At 64.6% G+C, this 25,318-nt stretch carries 17 protein-coding genes and 1 pseudogene; 9 read left to right on the forward strand and 9 right to left on the reverse strand.

What is annotated here, in order from left to right; genetic code table 11:
- The first annotated feature begins 87 nt into the window (after positions 1–87).
- Together LT988_RS05170 and LT988_RS05175 are read left to right on the forward strand one after the other, a co-directional pair.
- Positions 88–513: a DsrE family protein gene (locus LT988_RS05170; protein ID WP_232409159.1), complete on the forward strand. Its 426-nt coding sequence runs from the start codon at positions 88–90 to the stop codon at positions 511–513.
- A gap of 91 nt (positions 514–604) precedes the next feature.
- Positions 605–922, forward strand: a complete 318-nt coding sequence (locus tag LT988_RS05175; protein WP_232409160.1) for a hypothetical protein — start codon at positions 605–607, stop codon at positions 920–922.
- Positions 923–1,126: 204 nt separating this feature from the next.
- On the opposite strand, the gene LT988_RS05180 is transcribed toward LT988_RS05175, so the two are convergent.
- Positions 1,127–1,630: a DUF4143 domain-containing protein gene (locus LT988_RS05180; protein WP_408648047.1), complete on the reverse strand. Its 504-nt coding sequence runs from the start codon at positions 1,628–1,630 to the stop codon at positions 1,127–1,129.
- A 61-nt stretch (positions 1,631–1,691) separates the two neighbouring features.
- Between LT988_RS05180 and LT988_RS05185 the strand changes: the two genes are divergently transcribed.
- The 3 genes from LT988_RS05185 to LT988_RS05195 all read left to right on the forward strand — a co-directional run bounded on the left by LT988_RS05185 (position 1,692) and on the right by LT988_RS05195 (position 7,927).
- A complete protein-coding gene (locus LT988_RS05185; RefSeq protein WP_232409162.1) occupies positions 1,692–3,719 on the forward strand; it encodes an amylo-alpha-1,6-glucosidase in 2,028 nt (675 codons plus the stop codon).
- A 22-nt stretch (positions 3,720–3,741) separates the two neighbouring features.
- Complete coding sequence (locus LT988_RS05190; RefSeq protein WP_232409163.1) at positions 3,742–6,459, forward strand: MGH1-like glycoside hydrolase domain-containing protein; 2,718 nt, start codon at positions 3,742–3,744, stop codon at positions 6,457–6,459.
- 319 nt (positions 6,460–6,778) lie between these two features.
- Positions 6,779–7,927: a serine hydrolase domain-containing protein gene (locus LT988_RS05195; RefSeq protein WP_232409164.1), complete on the forward strand. Its 1,149-nt coding sequence runs from the start codon at positions 6,779–6,781 to the stop codon at positions 7,925–7,927.
- A 355-nt stretch (positions 7,928–8,282) separates the two neighbouring features.
- Here the strand turns inward: LT988_RS05195 and LT988_RS05200 are convergent, their stop codons facing one another.
- Complete coding sequence (locus LT988_RS05200) at positions 8,283–8,465, reverse strand: hypothetical protein (protein WP_232409165.1); 183 nt, start codon at positions 8,463–8,465, stop codon at positions 8,283–8,285.
- 424 nt (positions 8,466–8,889) lie between these two features.
- On the opposite strand from LT988_RS05200, the gene LT988_RS05205 reads away from it, so the two are divergent.
- Positions 8,890–9,555, forward strand: a complete 666-nt coding sequence (locus tag LT988_RS05205) for a hypothetical protein (RefSeq protein WP_232409166.1) — start codon at positions 8,890–8,892, stop codon at positions 9,553–9,555.
- Positions 9,556–9,738: 183 nt separating this feature from the next.
- On the opposite strand, the gene LT988_RS05210 is transcribed toward LT988_RS05205, so the two are convergent.
- The 3 genes from LT988_RS05210 to LT988_RS05220 all read right to left on the reverse strand — a co-directional run bounded on the left by LT988_RS05210 (position 9,739) and on the right by LT988_RS05220 (position 14,250).
- Positions 9,739–10,053 carry a P-II family nitrogen regulator gene (locus LT988_RS05210; RefSeq protein ID WP_232409167.1) on the reverse strand — a complete coding sequence of 105 codons (315 nt, stop codon included), beginning with the start codon at positions 10,051–10,053 and terminating at the stop codon, positions 9,739–9,741.
- A 122-nt stretch (positions 10,054–10,175) separates the two neighbouring features.
- The gene (locus LT988_RS05215) at positions 10,176–11,180 is read right to left on the reverse strand and encodes a sodium-dependent bicarbonate transport family permease (RefSeq protein ID WP_232409168.1); all 1,005 of its coding nucleotides are present in this window, start codon (positions 11,178–11,180) and stop codon (positions 10,176–10,178) included.
- A gap of 967 nt (positions 11,181–12,147) precedes the next feature.
- Positions 12,148–14,250, reverse strand: coding sequence for a SulP family inorganic anion transporter (locus tag LT988_RS05220; RefSeq protein WP_232409169.1), 2,103 nt, complete (start codon positions 14,248–14,250; stop codon positions 12,148–12,150).
- A 454-nt stretch (positions 14,251–14,704) separates the two neighbouring features.
- Here LT988_RS05220 and LT988_RS05225 point away from each other — a divergent pair, with 454 nt between their 5' ends.
- Positions 14,705–15,337 carry a hypothetical protein gene (locus LT988_RS05225; RefSeq protein ID WP_232409170.1) on the forward strand — a complete coding sequence of 211 codons (633 nt, stop codon included), beginning with the start codon at positions 14,705–14,707 and terminating at the stop codon, positions 15,335–15,337.
- Between the two features lie 123 nt (positions 15,338–15,460).
- Here LT988_RS05225 and LT988_RS05230 read toward each other — a convergent pair whose 3' ends face one another.
- Together LT988_RS05230 and LT988_RS05235 are read right to left on the reverse strand one after the other, a co-directional pair.
- Positions 15,461–15,862 (reverse strand): sensor histidine kinase, encoded by a 402-nt coding sequence (locus LT988_RS05230; protein ID WP_332460577.1) that lies wholly within the window; start codon positions 15,860–15,862, stop codon positions 15,461–15,463.
- A gap of 449 nt (positions 15,863–16,311) precedes the next feature.
- A complete protein-coding gene (locus tag LT988_RS05235; RefSeq protein ID WP_232409172.1) occupies positions 16,312–17,169 on the reverse strand; it encodes a type II CAAX endopeptidase family protein in 858 nt (285 codons plus the stop codon).
- 275 nt (positions 17,170–17,444) lie between these two features.
- On the opposite strand from LT988_RS05235, the pseudogene LT988_RS05240 reads away from it, so the two are divergent.
- Positions 17,445–18,050, forward strand: a pseudogene (locus LT988_RS05240) (MBL fold metallo-hydrolase); the annotation flags it as partial.
- A gap of 14 nt (positions 18,051–18,064) precedes the next feature.
- The gene (locus LT988_RS05245; protein WP_232409174.1) at positions 18,065–18,235 is read left to right on the forward strand and encodes a hypothetical protein; all 171 of its coding nucleotides are present in this window, start codon (positions 18,065–18,067) and stop codon (positions 18,233–18,235) included.
- 423 nt (positions 18,236–18,658) lie between these two features.
- On the opposite strand, the gene LT988_RS05250 is transcribed toward LT988_RS05245, so the two are convergent.
- Positions 18,659–24,202, reverse strand: a complete 5,544-nt coding sequence (locus LT988_RS05250) for an alpha-2-macroglobulin family protein (protein WP_232409175.1) — start codon at positions 24,200–24,202, stop codon at positions 18,659–18,661.
- A gap of 206 nt (positions 24,203–24,408) precedes the next feature.
- Entirely contained in the window at positions 24,409–25,005 is a 597-nt protein-coding gene (locus tag LT988_RS05255) for a transglycosylase SLT domain-containing protein (RefSeq protein ID WP_232409176.1), read from the reverse strand.
- Positions 25,006–25,318: the final 313 nt, after the last annotated feature.

Consider the following 25,318-nt stretch of genomic DNA (forward strand, 5'->3'; position numbering starts at 1 on the left):
ACGACTTGGCCCTGATCGAGTGGTGACGTGAAAAAAGAGAGACTTGGCCGTCACGACTCATATAACGATGATACAGAGGAGGATTACATGATGAAGACTTTCCGGATTGTTGCCTTGCTGGTTGCATTGATCGGCATCTCGTCTGCTGCTGTTGCGGCGGACAAGCTCAATGTCGTCTACCACCTCTCGGAGCCGGATCGCGCGGCTTTCGTGCTCAACAACATGCAGAATCATATCGACGGGGTCGGCGGACCGGAGAACATCAACATGGTTCTGGTCGTGCATGGGCCGGCGATCAACGCGTTGAACGAGATCGAGGCGACCGAAAGGGTGAGCTCCAGCGTAGCGTCGCTACAGGAGCAGGGCGTCGCCTTTGAGATGTGCGGCAACACGCTGAAAGGGTTCAATATGGAGCTCGACGAACTGCTGCCCGGATTCGTCGAGGTGAGTCAGGGAGGGGTGACGCGTATCGGGGAGCTGCAATCCCAGGGCTATGTCTACCTCCGTCCCTGATGGCCCGGGTCCGGCTAGTGCGGAGCTCGAGCGATTCGTTCGCGAGACGCTCGGGTGCACTTGCCCGGACGCGGTCTTCGAGCGGGTCGAAATGCGAGAGGGTCCGCCGCTACCGTGCGGAGGTAGGGTTCGGCGGATCGCGATCGGCGGGCGACTGCTGATCTCTCTGGTCGACGGGGTGTCGGTCGACGACGTGAATCGCAACATCCACACCTGGACCCTCTCGGGACGGATCGACCGCGATGACGCACGCATGAATCGGTTCAGGCTGGTGATCGGCTTGGATGGACTCTCCACCAATGATGCAGGCGGGATCGGAGATGCCTTTGCCGCCGCATGTGACCAAGACGACGATCGGATGCATCTGCACATCGTCGATTCTGACGCGCTCCGAGCACTACATCTTTGACCCACGCGGGCTACGCGGGTTGGCCGGGATTGAAAGCCTCCGGGTGTTGAGCGCGATGCTCGGCAACACCGAATAACCATCGCGCCTCACGCCGCGTCAAGCATTGCCAGCTCTTGCGCCAATTGCCGTAACCCGATCGCCTCGATTCCGCCACCTTTCGGGTAGCATTCATCACCGGAGTAGACCAGAAAGGCACGGTCGGGTTTAAGGTCGTCGAGCGCGGTTAGGTGCCCGCCTCGGTCTTGGGCGCGAGGCCGCGTTTGATCTCGATGGCCCATAGGCGGTTGCCCAGCAGCTCGAGCACCAGGTCCATTTCAACACCCGTCGCGGTTCGGTAGAAGCTCGCTCGGGTGCGGCCCTCAACAGGGTTTCGACGACGAACCCCTTCCAGCTCATGCCGGCGACCGGGTGTCCGAGCAGGTCGTCGAGCGTGTCCAATCGCAACAACGTGTGGACGAGCCCGCTGTCGCGCACGTACACCTTCGGCGATTTGACGAGGCGCTTCTTGGCGTTCGCGAGATAGGGGGGAAGGCGGCGCACCAAGAGGAGATCGGCCGGATTCTCCAGATCCAGATAGAGTGCATCGTCGGCCGCACGGCACGACACCGCCAGGGTCGTCTTCCCGACCTGGCGAGGACCAAGCAAGGCGACAGCCGGGAACTGGCGGAGTCGGTGATTGAGAGGTGTCGCAAGACGGCGCGGGATCATTCTCGCAATTGTGGACTGGCGTGTCAGATTTGCAACCCTCCCGACCAACCGAGCGTCCGCTATGACCAAACCCTCAGCCGACCTGAGCCTCGCCGAGCGCCACGAATGGTGGATGGCCAACGGCCGCGGCGGCTATGCCGCGGGCGCGGTCGCCGGCAGCCTGACCCGCGGCTACCATGGACTCCTGACCGCAACGATCGATCCGCCGCTCGGGCGTCGCCTGCAGGTCGCCAAGCTGGACGCGACCCTGATCGACGGGGAGCAACACTGGCCGCTCTTCACGAACCGCTGGGCCGACGGTTGCATCGATCCGGCCGGGCATGGGCTGATCGATTCCTTCCGGCTCGACGGGCGCATGCCGGTGTGGCACTGGGCCTGCGGTGATCTCTCAGTCGAGCAGCGCATCTGGATGCCGCCGGGCGAGGACAGCGCCTGGTCGGTCTATCGGCTCCTGAGTTCTCGCCCAGGCGCCGTGCCGAGTCTGCGCGTCGCCCTGCTGCTCGCCGATCACGACCATCATCAGGTCGGGCACAAGGGCGACTTCGAGCCGATCGTGACCCTCGACGGCGACGCGCACTTGACGGCGCGATGCACCGACGGACACGACATCGCCCTGATCGCCGTCGGCGGAAGCCTGCGGATCGACCGCGCATGGATCGAACGCTTCGCCTTGCCGATCGAGCGCGAACGCGGGCTACCGGATCAGCAAGACCTGTTGCGCGTCGGTTTCGCCGAGCTGTCCCTGAGCACGATCGGGTGGTGCGGTGTGTTCGCGACGGTCGCGCCCGAAGCCAAGAGCGACGCCGTGCCGGATCCCGAGCAGGCATTGGAGCGTTTCAGGCAGCGGGATCGCGTGCTCGTTCGGACCGCGCGGACCCATCACAAGGAGATCCCGGACATCCCCGCCTGGATCGAGCAGCTCATCCTCGCCGCCGACAGCTTCCTGATCGAGCGGCCGATCGGCGCCCTGCCCGCTCGGCAACCGCAGACCAAAGGCATGTCCGTGATCGCCGGCTACCCCTGGTTCGGCGACTGGGGTCGCGACTCCATGATCGCCCTGCCCGGACTCACCCTCGCGACCGGTCGAACCGAGATCGCCAAACGCATCCTGGAGACCTTCGCCGGATTCGTCGACCGCGGCATGCTGCCGAACCGCTTCCCCGGTGCCGGAGAAACGCCTGTGTACAACACCGTCGATGCCGCACTCTGGTACATCGACGCCTGGCGCGCCTACATCGAGGCATCGGATGATCTGGATGCGCTCGCAGGCGCCTTCCCGATCCTGGAGTCGATCGTCGCGCACTACCGCGACGGGACCCGCTACGGAATCAGCATGGACCCGGCGGATGGCCTGATCCGCGCAGGCGAGCCGGGTGTGCAGCTTACCTGGATGGATGCGAAGGTCGGGGATTGGGTGGTGACCCCGCGGATCGGCAAACCGGTGGAGATCAATGCACTCTGGTATCACGGACTGCGGGTGTTGGCAGACTTTGCCGAGCGTCTGGGGCGCGATCCGCTGCGCTACCGCAGCGCTGCGGATCGAACGCGGGCGGGTTTTGCCCGTTTCGTGCGCCCGGACGGCGCGGGTCTCTATGATCTCCTCGACGGTCCGGACAGCCCCGATGGCGAGGGCGCGCGGATTCGCCCGAATCAAATCTTCGCGGTCAGCCTGTCACACTCGCCGCTCGACGCGCCCGCCCAAGCCTCTGTGGTCGAGGTCTGCGCGCGTCATCTCCTCTGCCCCCTCGGCCTGCGCACATTGGCGCGAGAAGACCCCGATTATCGGGGTCGTTATGAAGGGGATGTCCGGAGTCGCGATGGGGCTTACCATCAGGGCACGGTCTGGGCCTGGCTGCTGGGGCACTATGCCCTCGCGGAATACCGGGTGACCGGTGATGCCGCGGCGGCGCAAGCACGGCTCGCCCCGATCGCCGATCACCTTCGAGAGGCCGGACTCGGCACCGTCAGCGAGATCTTCGACGGTGACGCGCCGCACCACCCGCGCGGCTGTCCGGCGCAAGCCTGGTCGGTCGCCTGTATCCTGGATGCCTGGACACGGCTGGAACGCATGCGCCTCGGCCCGGCGTGAACCGCAACCGCAGGAGATCCACGTGAGCGAAGCGCCGAACAACGCCGAACGCGAACGCTTGGAAGCCGCGCGCAGCAGAAGCGCCGACTGGCGCCTCTGGGGGCCATATCTCGCCGAGCGCGCTTGGGGTACAGTCCGCGAGGACTATAGCCCGGACGGCACCGCCTGGGAGTATTTCACCCACGACCAGGCCCGCTCGCGCGCCTATCGTTGGAGCGAGGACGGGCTCGGCGGCATCTGCGACCGCGAGCAGCGACTCTGCTTCGCCTTGGCACTCTGGAACGGACGCGATCCAAACCTGAAGGAACGCGCCTTCGGGCTGACCGGACACCAGGGTAATCGCGGCGAGGACGTGAAGGAGTGCTATTTCTATCTCGACGCACTGCCCACCGCGAGCTACCTGCGCTATCTCTACAAATACCCGCAGGCGCCTTTCCCCTACGGTGCACTGGTCGAGGAGAACGCCCGACGCTCGCGCGAGGATCCGCCCTTCCAACTCACCGACACCGGCTGCTTCGACGCACAGCGCTATTGGGACGTCGATGTCTTCTATTCCAAGGCCGGGCCGCGCGAGATCCATATCCGCATCTACCTGAAGAACCGCGGTCCGGACGCCGCCGAAATCCATCTCTTGCCGACCCTGTGGTTCCGCAACATCTGGTCGTGGGGCGACGATGTGCAGCCTCCTGTGCTTCAGGCGACAACCGCCCCGGACGGCGCCGCCTGGACGGTCGAGGCGCAGCACCCGACGCTCGGCACCTATCACCTCTACGGCAGCCATCCCGCGGAGCTGCTCTTCACCGAGAACGACTCCAACGCCGCGCTGCTCTGGGGCACCCCCAACCCCTCGCCCTACGTCAAGGATGCCTTCCACCGTCGCGTGGTCCAGGGCGAGAAGGCAGCCGTCAATCCGGCGTTGACAGGCACCAAGTGCGCGGCCTGGAGCCATTGGACCGTCGGTCCGGACCAGCACGCCATGGTCGATCTGGTGCTCAGCGCCGAGCCGCTCGACGCCCCCTTCGCGCGCAGCGAGCGCACGCTCTCCGTCCGCCAGTCGGAGACCACCGTCTTCTACGACGACCTCTTGCCCGAGGCCGGCGCGACGGACCACCGCATCCTCCGCCAGGCCCTCGCCGGCATGGTCTGGACCCAGCAGTTCTATCACTACGACGTCGAGCGCTGGCTCGACGGCGATCAGCTCCCGCCGCCGGAATCCCGCCGGCAGGGCCGCAACCGCCATTGGCGCCATCTCAAGGCGCACGACATCATCTCTATGCCCGACGCCTGGGAGTACCCCTGGTTCGCGGCCTGGGATCTCGCCTATCACTGCCCGGCGTTGGCCCTGCTGGATGTCGATTTCGCCAAGCATCAGATCGAGTTGATGCTCTCGGATCGCTATCTGCACCCGAACGGCCAGATCCCGGCGTACGAGTGGGGTTTCGACGACGCCAATCCGCCGGTCCATGCCCAAGGCGCGCTCAAGGTGTTCCGCGCCGAGCGGGTCCAGCGCGGCACGGGCGATCTGGACTTTCTGCAACGCGTCTTCCACAAACTGCTGCTCAATCTGGCCTGGTGGATCAACCGCAAGGACGCCGACGGGCACAACCTCTTCGAAGGTGGCTTCCTCGGGCTCGACAATATCTCCGTCTACGACCGCTCGCACCCGCTCCCGCCCGGTCACAGTCTCAAACAGGCCGATGCGACCGGCTGGATGGCCATGTTCAGTCTGGACATGACCGTCATCGCGCTCGAGCTCTGCGCCAAGGACCGCAACTACGAGGCGATGGCGATCCACTGCTACAAACAATTCCTCGCCATCGGCGAGGCAATCGCCGGCAACCCGGAGACCGGGATGCCCTCGCTCTGGGACGAGGAGAAAGGCTTCTTCATGGATCTTCTGGTGACCCCCGACGGGGTCGGTCACCGCATCGAGGTCTATTCCTGGGTCGGCCTCATCCCGCTCTTCGCCACCGAGATCGTCGACCGGCGCCTCCTCGCCAACGCCCCCCGCTTCGCCGACCTACTGAGCGCCCACAAAGGCGGACTCTTCCGGGGCAGCACCGTCTGTCTCTGCCCGGACTGGGAGAACGACCGAGGAGAGCACCTGCTCGCTTTGGTCGATCACACCATGCTGCCGCGGATCCTGGAGCGCCTGCTCGACGAGGAGCAGTTCCTCTCGCCCTTCGGAATCCGCAGCGTCAGCCGGATCCACGCGACCCAGACCCACCTGGGGCGCATCCCCGGCATCGGCGAGGCGCTGATGGAATACGTCCCCGGCGAGTCCAACTCGCCCCTCTTCGGCGGCAACTCCAACTGGCGCGGCCCGATCTGGCTGCCGACCAACTACTCGCTCGTGCATGCGCTGGAGAAGTACCACCGCTTTCTCGGGCCCGACTTTCAGGTCCCGGTTGCCTGCAAGCAAGGCCAACGGCTCAACCTTGCAGAGATCGCCACCTTGATCGCCGAGCGCTTGGTCGATCTCTACCGCCCGCCGAACGGCACTCCGCCCCCGGCCCTGGTGCGCGAGGGACACCTCCACGACGACGTCCACTGGCGCGATCTGCTGAGCTTCTACGAGTATTTCCACGGCGAAACCGGCGAGGGTCTCGGTGCCGCGCACCAAACCGGCTGGACGGGCTTGATTGCGAATCTGGTGATGCGCCGCTATCGCAAGGACGTCACGCCCTGGAGCGGTTTGGATCAGGGAACCGAGGCCGCGCCGATCGACGAGATTGCGTGACCCTGGATCCGGCAGTTGACCGCGTCGTGCCCCACGCGCGAGTGTGAAGCGGTTGACGATCTTGGGCATCTGAGACGGCCTCACCCGCCGCGTGACGGCCGCTACGACCCCTGGCGCACATCCCAGGGCATCATTCGGGCCAGTTTCACGATCTGCTTGAGAACGGCCGGCACCTCGGAAAAGCGGGCCTCGAGAATACGTTTCATCGGATCCGGCAGGAGCCGGGGTTCGGAGTTGCTCACACCAACCTGCGCGGGCCGCCCTTGCCCTTCCCGCCAATCGGCATGCCTCGAGCCAAACGCCAGGGATTTACCACGTGATGGGGAAAGCAAAGATGCGAAACGACAGATTGCTGTTATGTCTTGGCCTGGTATCGGCACTTATTCTTTCCGATTACGGTGACGTCTCGCGCGCGAGGGCGCAAGGCGATTCGATACCAACCATTGACGCCAACTCCTTTGAGCGGGCTGTCCAGAGACTGAGAAAGGAAACTGATGCTCACGCTGTGATCGCAGGCATCTGGATAGGGGACCGCAACATAAGTCAAGTCGCATTGGGTGAATCTATGGCAGGTGTGCCGGCCACCACGGAGATGACGGTAAGGATCGGTGGTGTTTCCCAACTCTTCTTCGGAACCATGTTGATGAGAGTGGTGGAACGGGAAGAGATCGCTTTGGACGATAAGATCTCAACGTGGCTCCCCGATCTATTGGCAGCAGACAAAGTGACTGTCGGGATGCTCGCCAACAATACGGCAGGATACAAAGACTTTGTTCGAGACGAGGGCTTTCAAAAGCAGGTGACCGAGGCCCCTTTTCGAACCTTCACTCGAGAAGAGCTCATCGCGATTTCGGTGGGCGGAAACGAGCTCAACTTTGAGCCAGGGACAGCTCAAGCTTACTCGCATACGGAGTTTATTCTCCTTCGAGAGGTTCTCGAGAAGGCCACGGGCCGGTCAATTGAGGAACTGTATCAAACCGAGGTGCTAGACCCATTAGGTCTGACTCGGACGGGCTACCAGACAACTCCGGAATTGCCCGCCCCGGTTTTGCATGCGTTTAGCTCGGACCGAGCGGTCTATGAGGACTCGACGTTTTGGAACCCATCGTGGGCAAGCGACTCAGGTCCCCTTTACTCCACGTTGGGCGACCAGGGAAAGTGGGGACCGGCCTTTGGACAGGGACGTTTGCTGACTCCAGCAGCCTTTGTGCAACTGACCAAGCGACCCGACGGGGCTCCTCCTACAGGCCCCTATTTCGCCACCGGTTTTGTAGTCTCCAACGGTTGGTACTTTCATAATCCGAACTTTAACGGCTATACCGGCGCCTTGGGTTACAACTCCGACTTGGATATGACCATCGTCGTCTATGCAACCCAGCCGGAAGATCCGAAGGTGGTTCACCCCGGCTTCGAGGTGTTCAAAGGGCTCGTCGAAGAATTCGCTCCGAACCATCCTTTGGGAATCTAGACTGCCGCGACAGTTGGGTCTTGGACGAACCGCGACGATGCCGCTCGTTGTCAATGCAATGCGGCCTGCGCGGCATCGCGGCAGTCTCTTCCCGACTTAGAACTGCCGTTGACTCTCCGAATGGCAATGGCGGATATGTGACCATCGCCGGACACTGAGCCGAGCATTGCGTTGATCATCTATGGCGCTCCGGCTGTATGGACTCCGAACCACATCAGTGAGCCGCCATGTCCGGCTTCATTCGGACCTGTAACGCACACAAGAACAGCGACCGAAATCGCTGTTCTTGACGACACTGATTTAGCGATATGCCGCAGTCCAGTGTTTACGCGGGACTGGAGCACGACGCTTTGTATCAATCCCAGTAGTAGGTATCGGCATAAATTCCGGTGTACTTGTGCTTATTCTTCAACTTGGTTTCATAGGAAAGTTTCTGGTGATAGCGCCAGCCGTTTTTATCTTCGTCCGTAAGCTCGCCGTCATGGTTCAGATCAACAGGGCCGCGCTGTTGCCCGCGCACCAGTTTTATCATCGGCACTTAGGCACGCATCCCGGTTGAAGGAACGCCCAGTCATCCCGATTTCCGGACCTCAGGTGATAACCCTAGATGCGGCAGTTGACCGGTGGCCCATACTCGGGTCTGAAGAAGTGACGATCTTGGAGATCTGACGCCCCACCCGCGGGGTGACGGCTGCTACGAACCCTGTAGCACGCCCCGCGCGGCGCCAGACTGCGTTGCAGCGCGTTGTTGTAGAACCACGATGCCGCCTTGCCGGACACCGCGCGGGACGCAATCCAAGGGCCGATCAAATGCCGAATTTAGGATAATGCTGCATCCCAACGGGCTGCAGACACTGCATTTTTCGTCCATTTTATCCAGCAGGTGATCCCTCTTGTCGATGAAACCCCTTGTGATCGCGAACGATGTCATCTCCGACCTCGCGTTGGATGTCACGCAGGCGGTGCTCGCCCGGACCGAGGAAGCCCAGTCGATCATGGAGGACCAATCCGGTCCGATCGATCTGGCGCGGGCCCTGGCGGACTTCTTCCCGATCGCCGGGGCCTTGGAAAGCGGAGCGGCGCATCTCGAACAGGAACAACTGCAGGAATTCTGTGCCTACGGATTGGATTTGCTTGACCGTCTCGCCTTCCTGGTGCGGAAGGTTGAGATCATGGACAGGAGAGAGACGGTCGCGCGCATGTTTGCCTCGATGGGGGTATGGGTCGCCCGCCGCGGCGCGACCATCGACAATTTGGAGGGGACCGCCGACGGCTTCGGCATCATCGTGAACGCCACGAGCGCGCCCGACGATCTTCGATCCTTGTGCGGCCTTATGGAGGAGGTCATCGATGCAGCATCGATGAGATTACAACTGGACGAGAACCGTGGTGACGCCTGGCGTCCTTGGCGCGTGATCAACCTCAACACCGGCATTGCCGCAACCCGCTCGCTCGACCCAGAGCTCATGGAGCGAACCTTCGAGAAAATGAGCCGGCGGCTGCCTTACGACATGCCGGGTTTCCTTGCCGACGGCATGCGGCAAGCGGCCTTCCAAAACGTACCGGATGCGGTCAAGGATGTGATGCGCAGACACATGGAAAGGTGGCCGGCCAACGCACTCCACTAGTCGCAAGTAAAGGACCGGGGTCACCGGTCCCCGCGGCACTTAGGCGGACGACGCAAGTCGTCGGCTTCGCGGAATCACTCGGGGTTCGATTTGAGAGAGACTGCGATCAGCCAAACGTCAAGATCGGTCCAAGGGTTGGGAGGCGTCCTTGCCTCCGCCGACGTGCGCGCCGAGACGCGGTGATTAGAGCTTGTGTGCGTAGAGGACCTCGATCTCGTCGAGATACGCGATGCCGGAGAAGTTATCGAAGTATTTCTCGGCGATCTTGGCGGCGATCTCGCGCGCGACCCCTTCGTTCGCGGTGATGATCTCGAGCTTGACGTTGGAGAAGGTGTCGGAGACGGCCGGTTGACCGGAAGATCGCGTGTTGCGGCTGCCCTTGCCGCCGGCAGCCATGACCGTGTAGCCGGTCGCGGCGCTCGCCTCGAGAATCTTAGAAATGTCTCTCAGGAGCACCTTTTCGGTGATAACCACGAGCTTGGTCGCTTGCTGTGCCATGACGGATGACCTCTAGTCGCTTTTTGGCGTTGGTTCAGGGGATGACAGCTCGTGCAGCATCACGGCGGCACGAACTGCTTAGCGCTTGATGGCCCACCGCCGGCGGGCCTGCGCCGGGACGTTTAGATTCCGAATACCGCCTGGGCGAGACCGATGTAAAGCGGTATCCCGATGGCGATGGCAACCGGCGTGCCGATACTCGTCGAGGCGCCGACGTAGGCAGACGGGTTCGCCGTCGGGATGCCGGCCCTCAAGGTCGGCGGCCCCGAGATGTCCGAGCTGGAGCCGGCGATCACGGCCAGCAGCACCACGCCGCCGGGACTGAACCCTGTCAAGATATGGGCGATGTAGCCAAGCCCGAACGCGATCAGGCCATGCACCAGCGGCGCGATCAAGGCATAGACCGCATACCAGTGTGCGACACGGCGCAGCTCATTGAGCCGGGTATAGGCTTCCATGCCCATCACCAGCATCAGCACCGAGAGCAGACCCTTGAACAAGGGATCGTAGAAGCCTTCAAAGACCTTCTCGGGTTGGGTAAAGAGGCCGATAGCGATACCGAGCAACAGTGCGGACAGCGCCGAGCCCTGCAGGCTCTCTTTGACGATCGGCCAGATCCTCACCTTCTCCGAGGTTCCGTCTCTGTGCCGCAAGTAGAGGTTCGCGAGCACGATTGCCATCACCAGTGCGGGGATATCCATAAAGGGATACAGCGCTGGCGCCCAATGCTCATAGGAGATGCCCTCGCTCTCCATCACGACGATGGCCGCTGCCAGGGTCGAGCCGCTCACGGCTCCGAACAGGCCCGCTGTGGCGATGCCGTCTTCGGTCCGGACGCTCGGCAGGAGCGCCAGGGTGAAGCGGCCGATCAGGACGATGACGATGCCGATCAGGATCGCAAAAAAGGCCGGCAGCAACATGTCGGCGAGGTTTGCCTCGCGGATCGACATACCGCCGTCGAGCCCGACGCGCATCAGCAGCATGAAGACCACGAACTTGTAGATGGCATCCGGGATTTCGAGCTTCGTGCCAAGCGCGGCGATCAAAATGCCGCCGATCAGGAACGCCAGGGTTGGCGATTGAAATTGCGTCAAGAATCGGGTGAAGAATTCCAGCAATGCTTCCAAGGTTTCGGTCCTCTGTCGTGTATCGGGAAATCGCCGAGCGGCTCAGATAGAGCGTATGGGCATTTACTCCCGACCTTATATTGTTTTTTCTCGTGCAAACCATAGGCGAGCAGTCATTGATTCGGAAATGACGACGGCAGTCGCAGTAAAAAGCGAGCTTGAATCGAGCGCGACGGCCCCGCAACCTTCTCGGTTGTGCGAGGCGATGCGGTCTCCTAAACCATTCGCATCGTCGTCGGCGGTGTATTCGGAACCGAGGACTCGATCATGAAGCGATTGCAATCGATGAACCCAGTATTACGAGTGGGACTCCGCACCGCCCTGGCGGTGCCGCTGCTCGCCGCGTCCCCATTGCTGGTTGCCTGGGGGCCGAGCACGTTCTATCCGACCCCGATGGACCCGGCGATGCCGGGTCCGGAGCGGGCTCAAGAGTTGCGCGGTGAGGTGCCCGGGGTGTTGAGGACCTTGCCTCATGCCCATCGGCAGTCCACGCGATTCGGTTGGAGCGGTGTCTCGGTGCGAGCGGGGGACGATCCGCCCGACTCGGGGGCGTCCGGGTACAGGCCGCCTAGCTCGGCGCGCTGAGTCGGCAAAGAGGATTTACGGGGACCATCGAATCAGGGCCTGAGGATGGCTCGAGACAAGACCGTAGCGACGTCGCGATGAGCCTGGATCCCGCATTAGAGCGGCCCCTGCCGTGCGTCCTGCGCGATGTCCGGCAAGGCACATCGGGGCGTCGTAGAGGTTCAACGGCACCAAGTTACAACGCATCCGGGCGCGGCGCGGGGCGTGTTCCAGGACGCCTAGCGGCCGTCACCCGGCGCCGTTAGGGAGCCGCCATCCGCTGGCCTTCTTGCGGGCCTCGTCGGCCCCTCAGGCCCGATGCACGGCATCCGACTCGTCGGAACGAGCGCCATGGTGCCTTTCGGCTATTGCCCGATGGCGCCAATCGTCTCGCTGCCGGGAGTCACTTGCTTTGCGGTTCCGAGGGGTTCTCATATCTCTCGAGCAAGACCTTCAGCGCATGCTCCTTGTTCGGGAAGAAGTGATCCCGTCCGACCCCCTCGACAATGCCGGTTTTCTCGAAGACCGACATCACCTGATGCTTCAGCCCGCTGAAGTAGAGCCCGATACCGGCGTCCCGCAGCTGTTTTGCAACTTCGTTGACCTTTTCCTCTCCCGACGCGTCGATCTCGTTGATTCCGCTGCCGATGATCAGGATCACCTTGGTCTTCGGAAACTCGGCAATGGCCTCCAGTACGATGTCCTCGAAATAAGCGACGGTGGAGAAGGTCAGCGAGCCGTCGAAGCGGACCGGCACCACCGTTTCGCTGACCGGCGCGAGATTGTGCGCCTTGATGCCCCCGAGCGTTCCATCGGGTTTGCGCGCGACGATCTCGGCGCGCGGACGCATACTCTTGATCAGATAGAGCAGCACGGTCAGAACGATGCCGAGGAGAATCCCGTTGGCGATCGCCGGGGCCATTGCAAGGGTCGCCAGAAAGGTGACGATCCCGACGATCGCGCCGCCACGGTCGACCTTCCAGGCGTGAACCAGCGGCGCGACTCGAATGAGACCGAAGACGGCCATCATCACGATGACCGCCAACACCGACTGCGGCAGGCTGTAGAGGTAGGATGTGAAGAAGAGCAGGACGACCATCACAGCCAGCGCGCTGATCACGGCGAAGAGGCCGGTCTTGGCGCCCGTCTTGGCCGCGACGGCGGATCGCGAGAAGGATCCGCTGACCGTGTAGGAGCTGAAGAAGCTACCGACGATGTTGGCCAGCCCCTGTCCGACAAGCTCCTTGCTGGCGTTGATCCGCTCGCCTGTCGTGGTGGCGATGGCCTTGGAGATCGAGGTTGCCTCCATGAAACCGATCAGGGCCATCACGATCGCCGCCGGAAGCAGCGCGAGGACCAGATCCCAGTGCACCTCGGGCACGGCGAACTGCGGCAGCCCTTCGGGGATCGCCCCGACCACGGCCCCGCCCGAGGAGAGCGTCACCTCCGCGTCGTGGGTCTCGACGAAATGCCAGATCCGACCGTCGCGCGCCAATCCCTCGGGGACTTGGCCTTTGGCGAAGAGGAGCATCGGCCCGTCCGGAATCGGCGAGCCTTCCAAGCGGATCGCGTGCAGGGCGATGCGACGCGCGTTGTTGTGTGACCGCGCCTGATCCAGCTCGTAATGGAAGAGACGGACCGACGCCGACAACTCCGCGGCGCGCTTGATGGCGTCCATCCCGCCCTCCTCCTCGAGGCGAGCGGCCTCGCGGCTGCGCTCCGCGATCAAAGCGGTGAGCGCTTTGATCCGCAACTCGGTCTGGCTGTAAGCCTCGATCGTCTCCACCGTCCGCACGTCTTGGATCTGCTCGATCCCGACGGTCGACTTGTGCTCGAAGCCGATCAGCGCAGACACGGCGGTCGTTGCGAGCACCGCGATCAAGACGCCGGGGAGGCGAGGAGAGACCCGTTTGAGTGCGGTAATCAGAACAAAGGCCGCAAGTGCGAACATCAATGTCGGCCAGTGCGTCTCCCCGATCTGCTCCACGACGCGCCAGAGATCCGCGAGATAGAAATCCGAGCGAGGAAACGGCACGCCGATGACCTTGCTCAGCTGCGAGAGCCCGATGATCAGCGCCGCCGCGTTCGTGAACCCCACCACCACGGGGCTCGACAGCAGGTTGACGATGGCTCCCAGCTTGAACAGGCCGAGTGCGAGTCGCAGCACGCCGACCATCAAGGCCAGCATGATCGAGAGCTCGATGAAGCTCGCGCTCCCCGGCGTCGCGAAAGGGATGATCGCCGCTGCGGACATCAGCGAGAGCATCGCGACGGGGCCGGTGTGCAATTGACTCGACGAGCCCCACATCGACGCGATGATGACGGGAACAAAGGAGGCATAGAGTCCGTACACGACGGGCAACCCCGCCAGCTGTGCATAGGCCATCGATTGCGGCAGCAGCACCAGAGCAACCGTGATGCCGGCGATCAAGTCGTCCCGCAGGCTCGACCGAGTCATGGGGAACCAGCGCAAAAACGGCAAGACAGGATACAAGCGTTCCATCATGACAACTCGTCCGGCTGATAGAAGAACACACACACGCTCGGCTGGCATGCGCGAAGGGTCAGCGACACTCTAGGGTAACCAGGTGTCGGCGGTCGGACCAATCGATGATAGACGTCCCTGGCATAGCTGATTATCAATGGGTACCTCGTGGACAGGCCAGGGTGACCTGCTCTCCGTGGTCCCTGCGAGACAACGACGGATCGCCAAGGCAGCGATGTAGGGTGTGGTGAGGAACGAACCGCACCGAGACACGGTCCGGTCGGGTGCCGCCGTGCAAACGAGTCAATGTAGGGTGTGGTGGTGAGGTACGAACCGCACCGATGCACGGTCCGGTCGTGGCAAGGTGCGGTTCGTTCCTCACCACACCCTACGCGATTGAGCGATCAGAGATCGAGCAGTTAAAACTTGCCTCGAGTGATCCAAGCGGCTGAAATATCGGCGCAAGGAGGTCCCGATGAGCAATCCGATCCCTCACCCGCAGGGTGAACCCGAAACCACCGCGCTGGTGCCGCATGCCGGCCCGGTGGCGGTGGACACCTTTGGCGGCCGCGTCCACGTCGAGTGGGATGCGCAGGCGGCGGTCACCCCGCTGGGGCAGCTGCCGTTCTTCACCGAGTTTTTGCGCCTGGGCGGGCGCTTCGATGCCTGGGTCGAGAGCTGCCCGCTGAAGCTGACCAGCCCGAACGCCCCGAGCACGCGCGACGTTCTGGGTACCGCCATCCTGGCGGTGCTGTCCGGGCATCAGCGCTATGCCCACATCAGTGCCCTGCGCGGCGACACCATCAACGCCGCCCTGCTGGGCATGGAGGCGGTGGTGAGCGAGGACTCGGTGCGCCGCAACCTCGTGTGCATTCGCGGCGACCGCGACTGGGGCACCCAAGCCAACATGGCGCGGGCCGAGCAGGAGGGGATCCCCTATCTGTTCAAGCTGCGCATGACCTCCAAGGTCAAGCAGACCGTCGAGCGCCTGATGCGCGATGCCGAGTGGTGCGATGCCGGTCAAGGCTGGCAAGGGGACGAGACGACCCTGCGTCTGTCGGGCTGGAGCCGCGCACGGCGCGCCGTCGTGCTGCCGGCCCCGGCGTAACCGCCGAATCACCCGCCTTGTGTACCCTCCCGTGGGCCGGAAACTGCCCGCGACGAGCGTCAACTGCTCTCTTTCGGATCAATCGGTTCAGGTGCATCGGGCTGCCGCGACATGAATCCCCCGTTAAGCCAAGGCGTGCGAATCGGACCCGCGAGGACGCGTCACCAGGACCCGAAACCCGGCACCCTGCGGACGCTGAGGGATGTACTCCATGCTGCTGCCGAGCGACTCTACGGCGCTTCGACTCGCCCAGAGCCCCAAGCCCCATCCGGGGATGTGGGCGTGCTGCGGCTCGCGCCAGAACTGCTCGAAGATGCGCTCGGCATCCGACGGCGCGATGCCCTGCCCCTGGTCCACGACCTCCAGCTCCAGCCGCTCGGGCGTGCTCGACAGGCCCAGGCGCACGCGCCCCGGACCGCCGTATTTGATGGCATTGCCGAGTTGGCGACATTCAGGCTCAGGATCGGCCCCGACGAGGCAAGCTGCGGGACGAGGTCGCGGCCGAGCGGCGCCGCGACGAACCAGCGGGCGCGTGGCTGATGACCGAGATGAATGTCGACGCGGGCCGGCGGCAGATCATCGCTCCCGATGAAGGCAGCAGCCGCCTCCCAGCTTTGTACATGCTCGGGCAGGACGCTGAACGCGATCGGTACCGCTGATACGACCAATACCGTCGAGGGACCCGAGGGCAGCAGCAAGACCGCGAACCGGATTCCGATCCAGCGATACCGGTCCTGCCCGAGCCTCGACATCCGACGGGTTCGCGACTGGATGGATGGCGAAGTCAAAGGGGGCATCTTCTGCTCGAACTCGCTCATGCCGGCATTGCGGGTAAGACCGGCCATGCAAACCTTCCCTCCCGACAGGCCCTCCCAACCTCCGATACCGGGCAGGTGAGCGAAGCGTTGCCCGCTCGTCGGCCTTTCGGCAGCCTGGACCGCACCCTCAGGTGAACCGGAATCCGTCGCTCGCGATCACCCGAGCGACCGAAGCGCCTCTGCGCCGCGCGCATCGGGGATCACCTCGGTCACGGCCGCATCCCGACACAGCATCTCCTTGCGGTGAACCCAGACCACGAGGACCGCAACCGCAAGGAGGAAGACCGTGTCGTAGGGTTGCGCTTCCGGCCAAACGGGGTTGATCAGTTGGAAGTGAAACACGGCCGGCAGGAGGATGCTGCCGGCCGATGCATTGAACATCGGCGTCACGATGACGCTGATGGCCACCGCCCCCAAGAAGAAGGGTGCGAACGACCAGTCCCCTTGCGGTGTGCCGCTCAAGAGGAACGCCGGCAGGTGCCACAACCCCCAAATCACCCCGAGGATCAGCGCGGCCCAGAGCGGGGCGAGCTTGCGCTGCAGGAGCGGCAGCGCCAACCCCCGCCAGCCGAATTCCTCGACCGGCCCCTTCACGGCCATGAGCAAGATCGCCGTGGAGAGTGCGCCCGGCGAATCGAACGACAAGGCGCCCGTCAAGGGCCTACCCTGCACGGCGGCACCGGCATAGAAGACCAGCGGAATGCCGACTAGAAGGAAACCGTACCAGCCAAAGGATGTGCGCCACAGCAGAAAACGGGCGAGAAAACGCTTCAGTCCCGCAAGGCCACCCTTACGCGTGACGAGGATAAAGGCTGCGATCGCCGGGGCATAAACCGCCAGGAAGAACAGCGGGTGCTGGCCGGTCAGCGCCCCGAAGATCGTCGTCATGGGCTGCGGCAGGAAGATGAACAGTGCCAGAATCCCCCACGACAGCCCGAAGGTGATGAGGAAAAACGGGACCAACGCCATCACCGAGAGGGACGGATTGCGGGGATCGGATGCTCCTGAGACCACGGGTTTTCCTTCTGTTCGGTCGATGCGAGGCACCGTTATACGCCAATCGAAGCGTGGTCACGCTCGAAAGCATCTCGTGCGGCACGCATGAATCAACCGAGACCCTCGGACAACGCACCGGTGCCGGCGCGAGGCATTCGAATGGCCGCGGTTGGCACATCGCGCACACCCTCGGGCGCTGTAGGCCGATTATTTGCCGGAGATGGCCAAGCATCAATGTGTAGCGGGTTCATCGGGCACTAAAGTTTAGCCAAGTCGACGACAGCGCCCCGGAATCAGTCGATCTAATCTTCCTCTCACATCCGCATTGGGACCATATGGGCGGTCTGGACTCCGTCTTGGAGATGAATCCGCAGGCGACCGTCGTCGTCCACGAGGGTTTCTCGAAGCATCTGCTCAAGGATCTTCATGGCCTCTGCGGCGAGTTGGTTGTCGTCGGGGCGGATCCTGCGGAGCTTGCGCCCAGCGTCTTTTCAACCGGCATACTCGACAGCGACCCTCCCGAGCACGCGATGGTCATCGAGGACGATGGGGTCACGGCAGCTATCAGCGGCTGTGCGCATCCCGGAATGGAGCGGATCGTCGAGCAGGCCTCGCGCCTTTTGGGGAAGAAGATCAATTGGGCCATCGGCGGGTTTCACCTGATGTACTCGGACGCCTCGGGGATCGACCGGGCGATTCGCGCGCTGCAGGCCTTCGACGTCGCCTACGTGGTACCGACCCACTGCACGGGAGACGCCGCGGGGGACGCGGTCCGTCATGCGTTCGGCGCGCGCTGCATCGATGGCGGCGTTGGCCGGGAGATCGGCCTTGTCGGACGGGTGAACCCGCTCGGGTCGCCGACAGGCGTCCATTTCGGCATGATGATCAAGACTCGCTAGAGATGTCAGATCGAATGATGGACCTGCTCGGTGACTTGAGCGACGAGGTGATCGGAACGGTCCCCTACGTCACGGACCTGGTGAAGTCGGCCCTCTCCGGCCACCCGATCGATGAGCAACTGGCCGCGAAGCACGTCGACCCGATCGTACAGCGCCTGGAAGCCATCGCGTCGCAACGTGCTTGACGATCCTCGGTGTGGAATCGCTGGAGTCAGAAGCCTGTGCTGCCTGGCCACGACGTCCGACGGCCGCATCGCGACCGACCCCGGCATCGCGTTGGGATCTGTCCGGTGCGGCTCGTTTACCCAACCGCGGCAAGTGGCCGTCGGACGGACGATCCGCAAGCGTATCCTCAGGGCGTTGGACGGGGCGATCGGCCTTGCTCTTGAGTCCGGCCACCCAGACCTCGAGGGGCTCGTGACATCCGCTCCGCGGTGTCACGCATGCCCCGTGGCGCTCTGCGCCGCGTGCCACCATGGCCGCAATGGCGAACGAGAACCCTGGAGCACTTGCTCATAAACCCGGCCAGGTCGCGGTCTGTTCGGTGGACTTCGCTATCGCTCGTCCACCCTACGGGCCGGCGTGTTGCTCAAAGGCGCCTCTCCCACTCAGCGCACCGGCAGCATAACCTCTACCCTTCCCGTGTCCGTCCAAGCCCGCCGTTGCGGGCGGTACATATCCTCGACCGTCGCGGCGGGGTGGGCGAATACGCCCGGCGAGACGGCGCGCAGCCGGTAGGCGAGCTGGAAGCGGGTCGGGGCCTTCGGGCCTCGGTCGACGGCGGCGACGAAGCGGTCGGCGCGGAACTCGAGATGCTCGGCGGTTTCTTCGAGGCCCAGCCAGGCGATGTCGGCGATGTCGCCGGCCTTGATGAGACTGGGGTTGTCGATCTCGAAGCCTGCGGGGAGCGGGTCGTCGACGATGAGTCGGGCTTGGCGCTGCTCGTCTGCGCTGACGGTGATGACGGCGACCATGCGATCGCCTTGGGTGACGGCGGAGGGGTCGATGCGGCGGCCGTCCAGGTCGTAGTAGGCACGCTCGATCCGATAGCCGTCGCCGCCGGCGGGCTCGGGTGTCAGAGGGATGCCGCCGATGCTGACCAGGGCCTGCAGCGGACGTTGGCCCGCGTTGCCGACGATCAGGGGCAACGCGACTGCAGTGTCGGCCCCGAGTCGGCTGAACCAGGGACCGCTCCAGGATTCGCCCGCGAGTGTCAGCTGCGGTTTGTCGGCGCCCTGCATGAGGGCGTAGGCGGCGAGCAGCAGCCAGGCGTCGTCCTGGGTGCTGGTGTCGTTCGCGTTGACCCAGCCCTGCTCCAGCCGTCGGGCGAGGGCCTGTAGGTCGACCGCGCCGGTTGCGCTTTCGGCGGCCAGGGTCAGAACGGCGGCGCCGTCGCGTAGCTTGGAGCCGAAGTCGGCGCGCCAGGCGCCCTCGTCGTCGCCCTCCTCCAGCATATCGACTGCGGCACGGAAGACCCTGTCGGCACGCGGGCGGTCGCCCATGAGGGCCAGCCCCGCACCGAGCTGGGCCTTAGCCATGGGTGTGGAGAAGGCGTCGAGCTTGGTCTCGGCGTAATAGCGCAGGTCGCCGATGGCGGCGCGACCGTTGCGGGCGAGGACGTAGAGGGCGTAGGCGATGTCTTCGCCGCCGCTCGTGAAGTCCGGCACATAGGCCAGTCGGTTGCGCAGGTTGTCCAGCGCCATGTCGAAGGCGCGATCCGGAACGCTGTAGCCTCGCTCGCGCGCACGGGTCAGGAAGTCCGCGACATAGGCGTCGAGCCAGCCGTCGTCGCCGCCCGTACCCCAGAGCCCGAAGCTCCCGTTCGACGCCTGGTTGGCCAACACCTCGCCGATCGCCTCGCGAACCCGCTCGCGGATCTCGGCGTGGGTCCCGAGCCCGATGGTGGTTGCGACCGCGTTGAGATAAAGCATGGGCAATGCGCGGCTGGTGAGCTGCTCGGTGCAGCCGTAGGGGTAGCGATCCAGGCCCGTGACGAGGCCGGCGACATCCAACGGTCCCGCGCCTGTAATGGAGACCGAGAGCTCTCCGGTGCCGGGCAGCATCTCGGACCAGGCCGAGTCGTGCAGCCGCAGCTCGCCACCAGGTGCCAGATCCACGACCGAGTTGCGCGAGACGGCCGGGGCGTTGGAGCGGACCGGGATCCCCAGGGTCTTACTCAACGCCTGGCCGTCGGGCGTGCGCAGGACCAGGCTCAGGGTCTCGTCGCCGACCGAGACCGCCTCGATGGGGATCTGCACGGCAGTGCGTCCGCCCTGCGCCAAGGTCAGGATCCGTTCGGCCTGGTCGGCGGGAATGCGGACATGCCCGCCTTCGGTCGCAACCGTCAGGGTGACATCGCCCGCCGGTCCATCGACGTGCGTCAGCTCGAGCAAGAGGCGCGAGCTGTCTTCGGGTGCGAGGAAGCGCGGCAAGCTCGCCATCATCACGACCGGATCGCGCACCAGCAGATCCTCGACTGCATGGCCGACGCCTTGCTCGGACCAGGCCATCGCCATGACCCGCAGTGTGCCGTTGAAGTCCGGGATGTCGAAGGCGACGTTGGCCCGGCCTTGGGCGTCGAGACGGATGATCTCGGATTGGAAGGCGACCAGCTCCTCGGTGGGCGGCGGGCCTTCGAGCCGGATCATGGCGCCGTCGCCGCCGGAGCGGACCACGCCGGCCACGCCCTGCATGCGGTCGATGAGCTGGCCGTAGAGGTCACGGACCTCCATGCCGAGACGCCGCTGGCCGAAATACCAGCGATCCGGTGCGGGAGATTCATAGCGTGTGAGATTCAGGATCCCGAGATCGACTGCGGCGAGGGTCACGTAGACCGGCTCGCCGGCCGGAGCGTTGGCGACCTGGATCGGGAACTCGAGCCGTTGGCGCGGGCGGATCACGACGGCGGAATCCACGCCGAGTCCCACATCGAGCCGCCGATCCCCCGGATCGACCCCGGCCCAGGTCAGACCGATCGCGCGACCTGGCATGCGCCGGGCCTCCAGATCCATCGACCGATACAGCGTGGCGGTGACATAGGCGCCCGGCCCCCAGGCGCGCGTGACGGGGAGTTCCACTATCGCACCTTCTTCGGGGACCTCCACAGTGCGCATCTCGATCAGCCGGTCGTCGATGACCATCACCAGGGCCACACCGGGGAAGCGCGGCTCGATGCGCGCCTTGAGCGTCTCGCCGACCCGATACTCGGCCCGATCGAGCGAGACCTTGAGCAGATCCGGGGTGTCGACGGCGCGCGGGGCGACATACCAGCCGGCCTCGAATTCCAGATCCACGGGCAGAGCCGTTCCGTCCGGACCTTCGACACTCAGACGATAGCCACCCCACTCCACCCGAGCCTCGATGCGCGCGGCACCGGTCGCGGCGTCGATCTGACCCGACTCCAGGGTGCCGGAGGCGACGCGTTGGGTCGAGACGATTGGCTCGTATTTCCAGCTCCCGTCGGACTCGTACCATTGAAAGTCGGTGGTCAGGCGCGAGAGTGTCCAGCGTAACCCTTCGGTCGGTTGGCGCTGGCCGTTCGGATCGTTGGCAGAATCGATCAGGATGATCTCGAAACCGGCGTTGCCGCCCTCCTCCACCGCGTCCTCGAACAGGGGCTTCACACCGATGCGGGGCGCGCGGGTCACGATCGGCAGGGTCAGGCTGCGCTCGACCGGGCGCCCGCTGCCTTCGATGAGACGCACGTGCAGATCCGCTTCGAGCGGTCGGCTGGTCGGCGGCAGATCGGGCAGTTGCAGTGCGATCTCGGCCTTGCCTTGGTCGTCGGTGCGGGTGGTGGCGAGAGGTTGGCCGACCGGCTCGACCGGCTCGCTCGCCAGGCCGAATCGGAACCCGGGAAACGCGGCGAGGCCCTGTGCGGGCTTGACCTGCACCTCGCCCTCGACGGCGACACCCGCGGCGGGTGCACCGAAGAGGAAGCGTGCATCCAGTGCGATCTCGGGCAGGTCCTCGGGATCCAGGGTCTTCACCGGGCTCTCCAGCTCGAAGGCGAGACGCTCGGGCTCGAAGTCCTCGACCAGGAAGGTCACCTCGGCCAAGGGCGGTGCCTTGGGGTCGCTGTAGGTCGCCGCGCGCCAGGTGCCGCGCATGGCGGCGCGGCTCAGGTCCAGCGTCGCCCGATAGCCGCCGAGGCCCTGGTCTTGGACGAGGACACGACCATGCTCGACCCCGTCGGGGCGTTTGAAGATGACGGTAATCGGCAGATCCGGGACGGCGTCGGCCTTGGCATCGCGCACCAGGGCGGTGAGCTCAACGGTCTCGCCGGGGCGGTAGGCGCCGCGCTCGGTCACCAGATAGACATCGAGCGGCCCGGGCGCGGGACGACCCGTCACGCCCCGATCGCTCAGATCGAAAGGGGTCTGGGTGAGGACGAGAAAGCCATAGTCGCCGTCGGGACCCTCGGCGACCAAGACGGCGGGCGCATTCCCGCCGGTCCCGCGCAGCAGGCCGGGCTCGAAGCGGGCATGGCCGTCGGCGTCGGTGGTCGCCTCGCCGAGGATGTCGTCGTTGAGCGCGACCAGGCGCAACTTCGTGCCGGCGACCGCATCGGCGCTCGAGAGCGAGCGCACCAAAGCATGCAGACCGTCGTTGCCCGAGAAGCTCGCAAGCCCCAGGTCCGAGACCAGGAACCACTGGGTCGCGAGCGCCTCGGGCTCTTGCGCCGCGTTGTGCGCTTGGGCGGTCATGGCGTAGACGCCCGGACGCAGGTCCTTGACCAGCTCGCCGACCGGTACCGAGGTGGTCACCTCGCGATTGAGCCTGCTCTCAACCGGGGGTTTGACCTCGATGTAGCCGCTCCAGATCGCCTCCCCCGAGCGATCGGCGATCCGGTTCGCGTCCCAGGTCGAGAGCTGCTGGCGGAACCGCCCGCTCGCCACCGCAGAGCCGAGGGCACGGTCGCCGATGCGGTAGACCGCCGCGTCGATCCGATCCGTGTTCACCGAGACGACCGGGATGGCCGGATCGCCGCCTGCAGGCAGGACATAGGCGCGCCCGAGGAAGCGGACCATGGGCGCGCGGTCACGCACGAAGATATCGAGATCCGACGCCTTGGCGAGGGTCTCCCCGTCGGATGCCGGGAGCCCGGCGCGAACCTGGATACGGTAGCGCGCGCCGTGCTCGACACCGTCGATACAGATCTGGCGGGCCTCGACCTCGATCGGCAGATCGGTGCGGTCGGTCACCCGCACGAAGTCGGCAAGCTGGCCGCGGTCGCGGGCCAGAGGGTCGCTGAATTGGAGACAGATGCGGGGGCTCGCGGCGTCCGAGTCGACCTCGTGCCCGGTGACGCGGAAACCGTGCTCGCCGATCAGACGGTTGTATTCGGCGCGAACGGAGGCGTCTTCGACCAGCGCGAGCGAGGCGCGTAGGGCGCGGATCGCAGGGCGCCAGTCGTCGCGCTCGGCGAGGGTACGCGAGAGGACCACCAGGGCATCGGCACGCTCGGCGACCGCTGCAGATCGCCAGTAGGCGTTGACAGCCGCCGCGGTGGCGTCCCGCTTGAAGGTTTGCTTCGCCTGCCAATCGGAGGGCGAGGCCGCCATCGCCGTGCGGGCGAGCTCGAGCCAGAGGACGCGCTCCTCGGGAGCGAGGCGAAGGGCCGCAGCGTAGAGGTCCGCGGCGCGTTCCGGGTTATTGGCGGCAGCCCGCCGGGCCTCGGCGGCCATAGAGTCGGCTGTTTGATTGCGGGGTGTCGTCTCGGCAATGCGCGCCGCCAGCGTTCGGGCGGCCTCCGGCTCGCTGCGCGGGAGGAAACGCAGCTCCGCACCGCGGGTCGCGGCAAGGTCCTCGGGCGGCAGGCTCGCCTGGCCGATCCGGACACGACCTGAAACGGCATCCGGGAAGGGACGCGCGTCGGAGGCGGACTCTTTGAGGAAACACCACCCGGCCTTGCTATTGAAGGTGAAGGCACGGCAGCGGGTGTCGTCGAGACAGGCGTCGCGACAGGTTTCCAGATCGACCTCTTTCAGGGTCTCGTAATCCCCGCCGAAATAGTCCATGCCGGGGGTCAGGAGGATGCTGCGCTCGCCGCCTTCGGCCGCTTCGCTCGCCGTCGGCCAAACCGCCGACAAGCAGGCGGCGAACAGCCCCGCGACAAAACCCAAGGAGACGCGAGGGTAAAAACCGAGCATGACGACACTCCTGTGGTCACCGACGGCGGTGGGTCCGAGCAACTCTAGTGCGCGTTCCGCCCGAGGTAAAGGGAATGCCCTGCCTGGATCGAGGCGCCACTCGCCCCTATCCGCGGAGCCACCGGACGGTGTGGTCGGGCTTCAGCCCGACAAAGCCATCCGGGGAAGACGGCACGGCCTCGTCGGACTCAAGTCCGACCCACGGCTCAGCGACGACAGGAGCGCAGCTGTGCCCCGTAGGTCTTGGCCTGCTTGTCGACGCGGCGCGCGACGCGCACCAGCCAATCCTTTTTTCGATAGGTCCCGCGTTGGAAGCCGCGATGACCCTCATGGTAGGCAAGGTACTGGCTGTAGCCGTCCCATTTGGAGATGCCGAGGGTGCGGTGGCTGACGTCGGTATACCAACCGACGAAGTCGACCGCGTGGTCGAAATTGGTCCGCTTCGCGCGCCGATGACCGGTCTGCTCCCGATACCAGTCCCAGGTCCCGTCGATCGCCTGCGAGTAACCGTAAGCGCTGGAGACCCGCCCCGGCGGCCGGGCGTCGTGCCGGAAGCTCGACTCGGCCTGGATAATGGCCAACTGGACCGGAACCGGGGTTCCCCATTTGCGCTCGGCCTTCTTCGTCGCTTTGTACCAGCTCGGGCGCTCTTTGAAGATCGCGCAGGCATCCAGCGGCTTCGAAGGCGGAGGCGGGGCGGAGGCACAACCTCCGACGAGCAGAAGGACGAGCCCGAAGAGGCCGAGAACGCTTGATCGCGCGCGATGGGAGGCAGGCCATCGACCGATGCGAGCCGGGGTCATCGACAGGACCGGCAGGACCGCAAGGCCGAGCGGAAGGCCCGGTATGGCTGAGTTTTGCCTTGATCTCTCGGTGCGAGAGCACCGTTGGTCTCGCAGACACATGCGCCTGAACCGAACCCGCCAACCGAGCCCGATCCGACCGACAACTGCACTCGGAGAAGACCGAAATCGTCCGGCGCAGTCGGAAAATCCTGCTGAAATTCCCTTAACACTCATCGAAAGTAAGGGTTAATATCCGGTTGCTTGATCAATTCGACGGACCTCCTGACCCGGGGGATGCGTCGATCACTCGCCCACTGACCCGAAAGGAGGG

It is taken from the genome of Thiocapsa bogorovii (assembly GCF_021228795.1).
Classification (GTDB): Bacteria; Pseudomonadota; Gammaproteobacteria; order Chromatiales; family Chromatiaceae; genus Thiocapsa; species Thiocapsa bogorovii.

Bases quoted from the DNA above. Each gene is read 5' to 3' on its own strand.
- LT988_RS05170 (WP_232409159.1), top strand. From the start codon at position 88: ATGATGAAGACTTTCCGGATTGTTGCCTTGCTGGTTGCATTGATCGGC.
- LT988_RS05175 (WP_232409160.1), top strand. From the start codon at position 605: ATGCGAGAGGGTCCGCCGCTACCGTGCGGAGGTAGGGTTCGGCGGATC.
- LT988_RS05180 (WP_408648047.1), bottom strand. From the start codon at position 1,630: ATGATCCCGCGCCGTCTTGCGACACCTCTCAATCACCGACTCCGCCAG.
- LT988_RS05185 (WP_232409162.1), top strand. From the start codon at position 1,692: ATGACCAAACCCTCAGCCGACCTGAGCCTCGCCGAGCGCCACGAATGG.
- LT988_RS05195 (WP_232409164.1), top strand. From the start codon at position 6,779: ATGGGGAAAGCAAAGATGCGAAACGACAGATTGCTGTTATGTCTTGGC.
- LT988_RS05210 (WP_232409167.1), bottom strand. From the start codon at position 10,053: ATGGCACAGCAAGCGACCAAGCTCGTGGTTATCACCGAAAAGGTGCTC.
- LT988_RS05220 (WP_232409169.1), bottom strand. From the start codon at position 14,250: ATGATGGAACGCTTGTATCCTGTCTTGCCGTTTTTGCGCTGGTTCCCC.
- LT988_RS05225 (WP_232409170.1), top strand. From the start codon at position 14,705: ATGAGCAATCCGATCCCTCACCCGCAGGGTGAACCCGAAACCACCGCG.
- LT988_RS05245 (WP_232409174.1), top strand. From the start codon at position 18,065: ATGATGGACCTGCTCGGTGACTTGAGCGACGAGGTGATCGGAACGGTC.
- LT988_RS05250 (WP_232409175.1), bottom strand. From the start codon at position 24,202: ATGCTCGGTTTTTACCCTCGCGTCTCCTTGGGTTTTGTCGCGGGGCTG.
- LT988_RS05255 (WP_232409176.1), bottom strand. From the start codon at position 25,005: ATGACCCCGGCTCGCATCGGTCGATGGCCTGCCTCCCATCGCGCGCGA.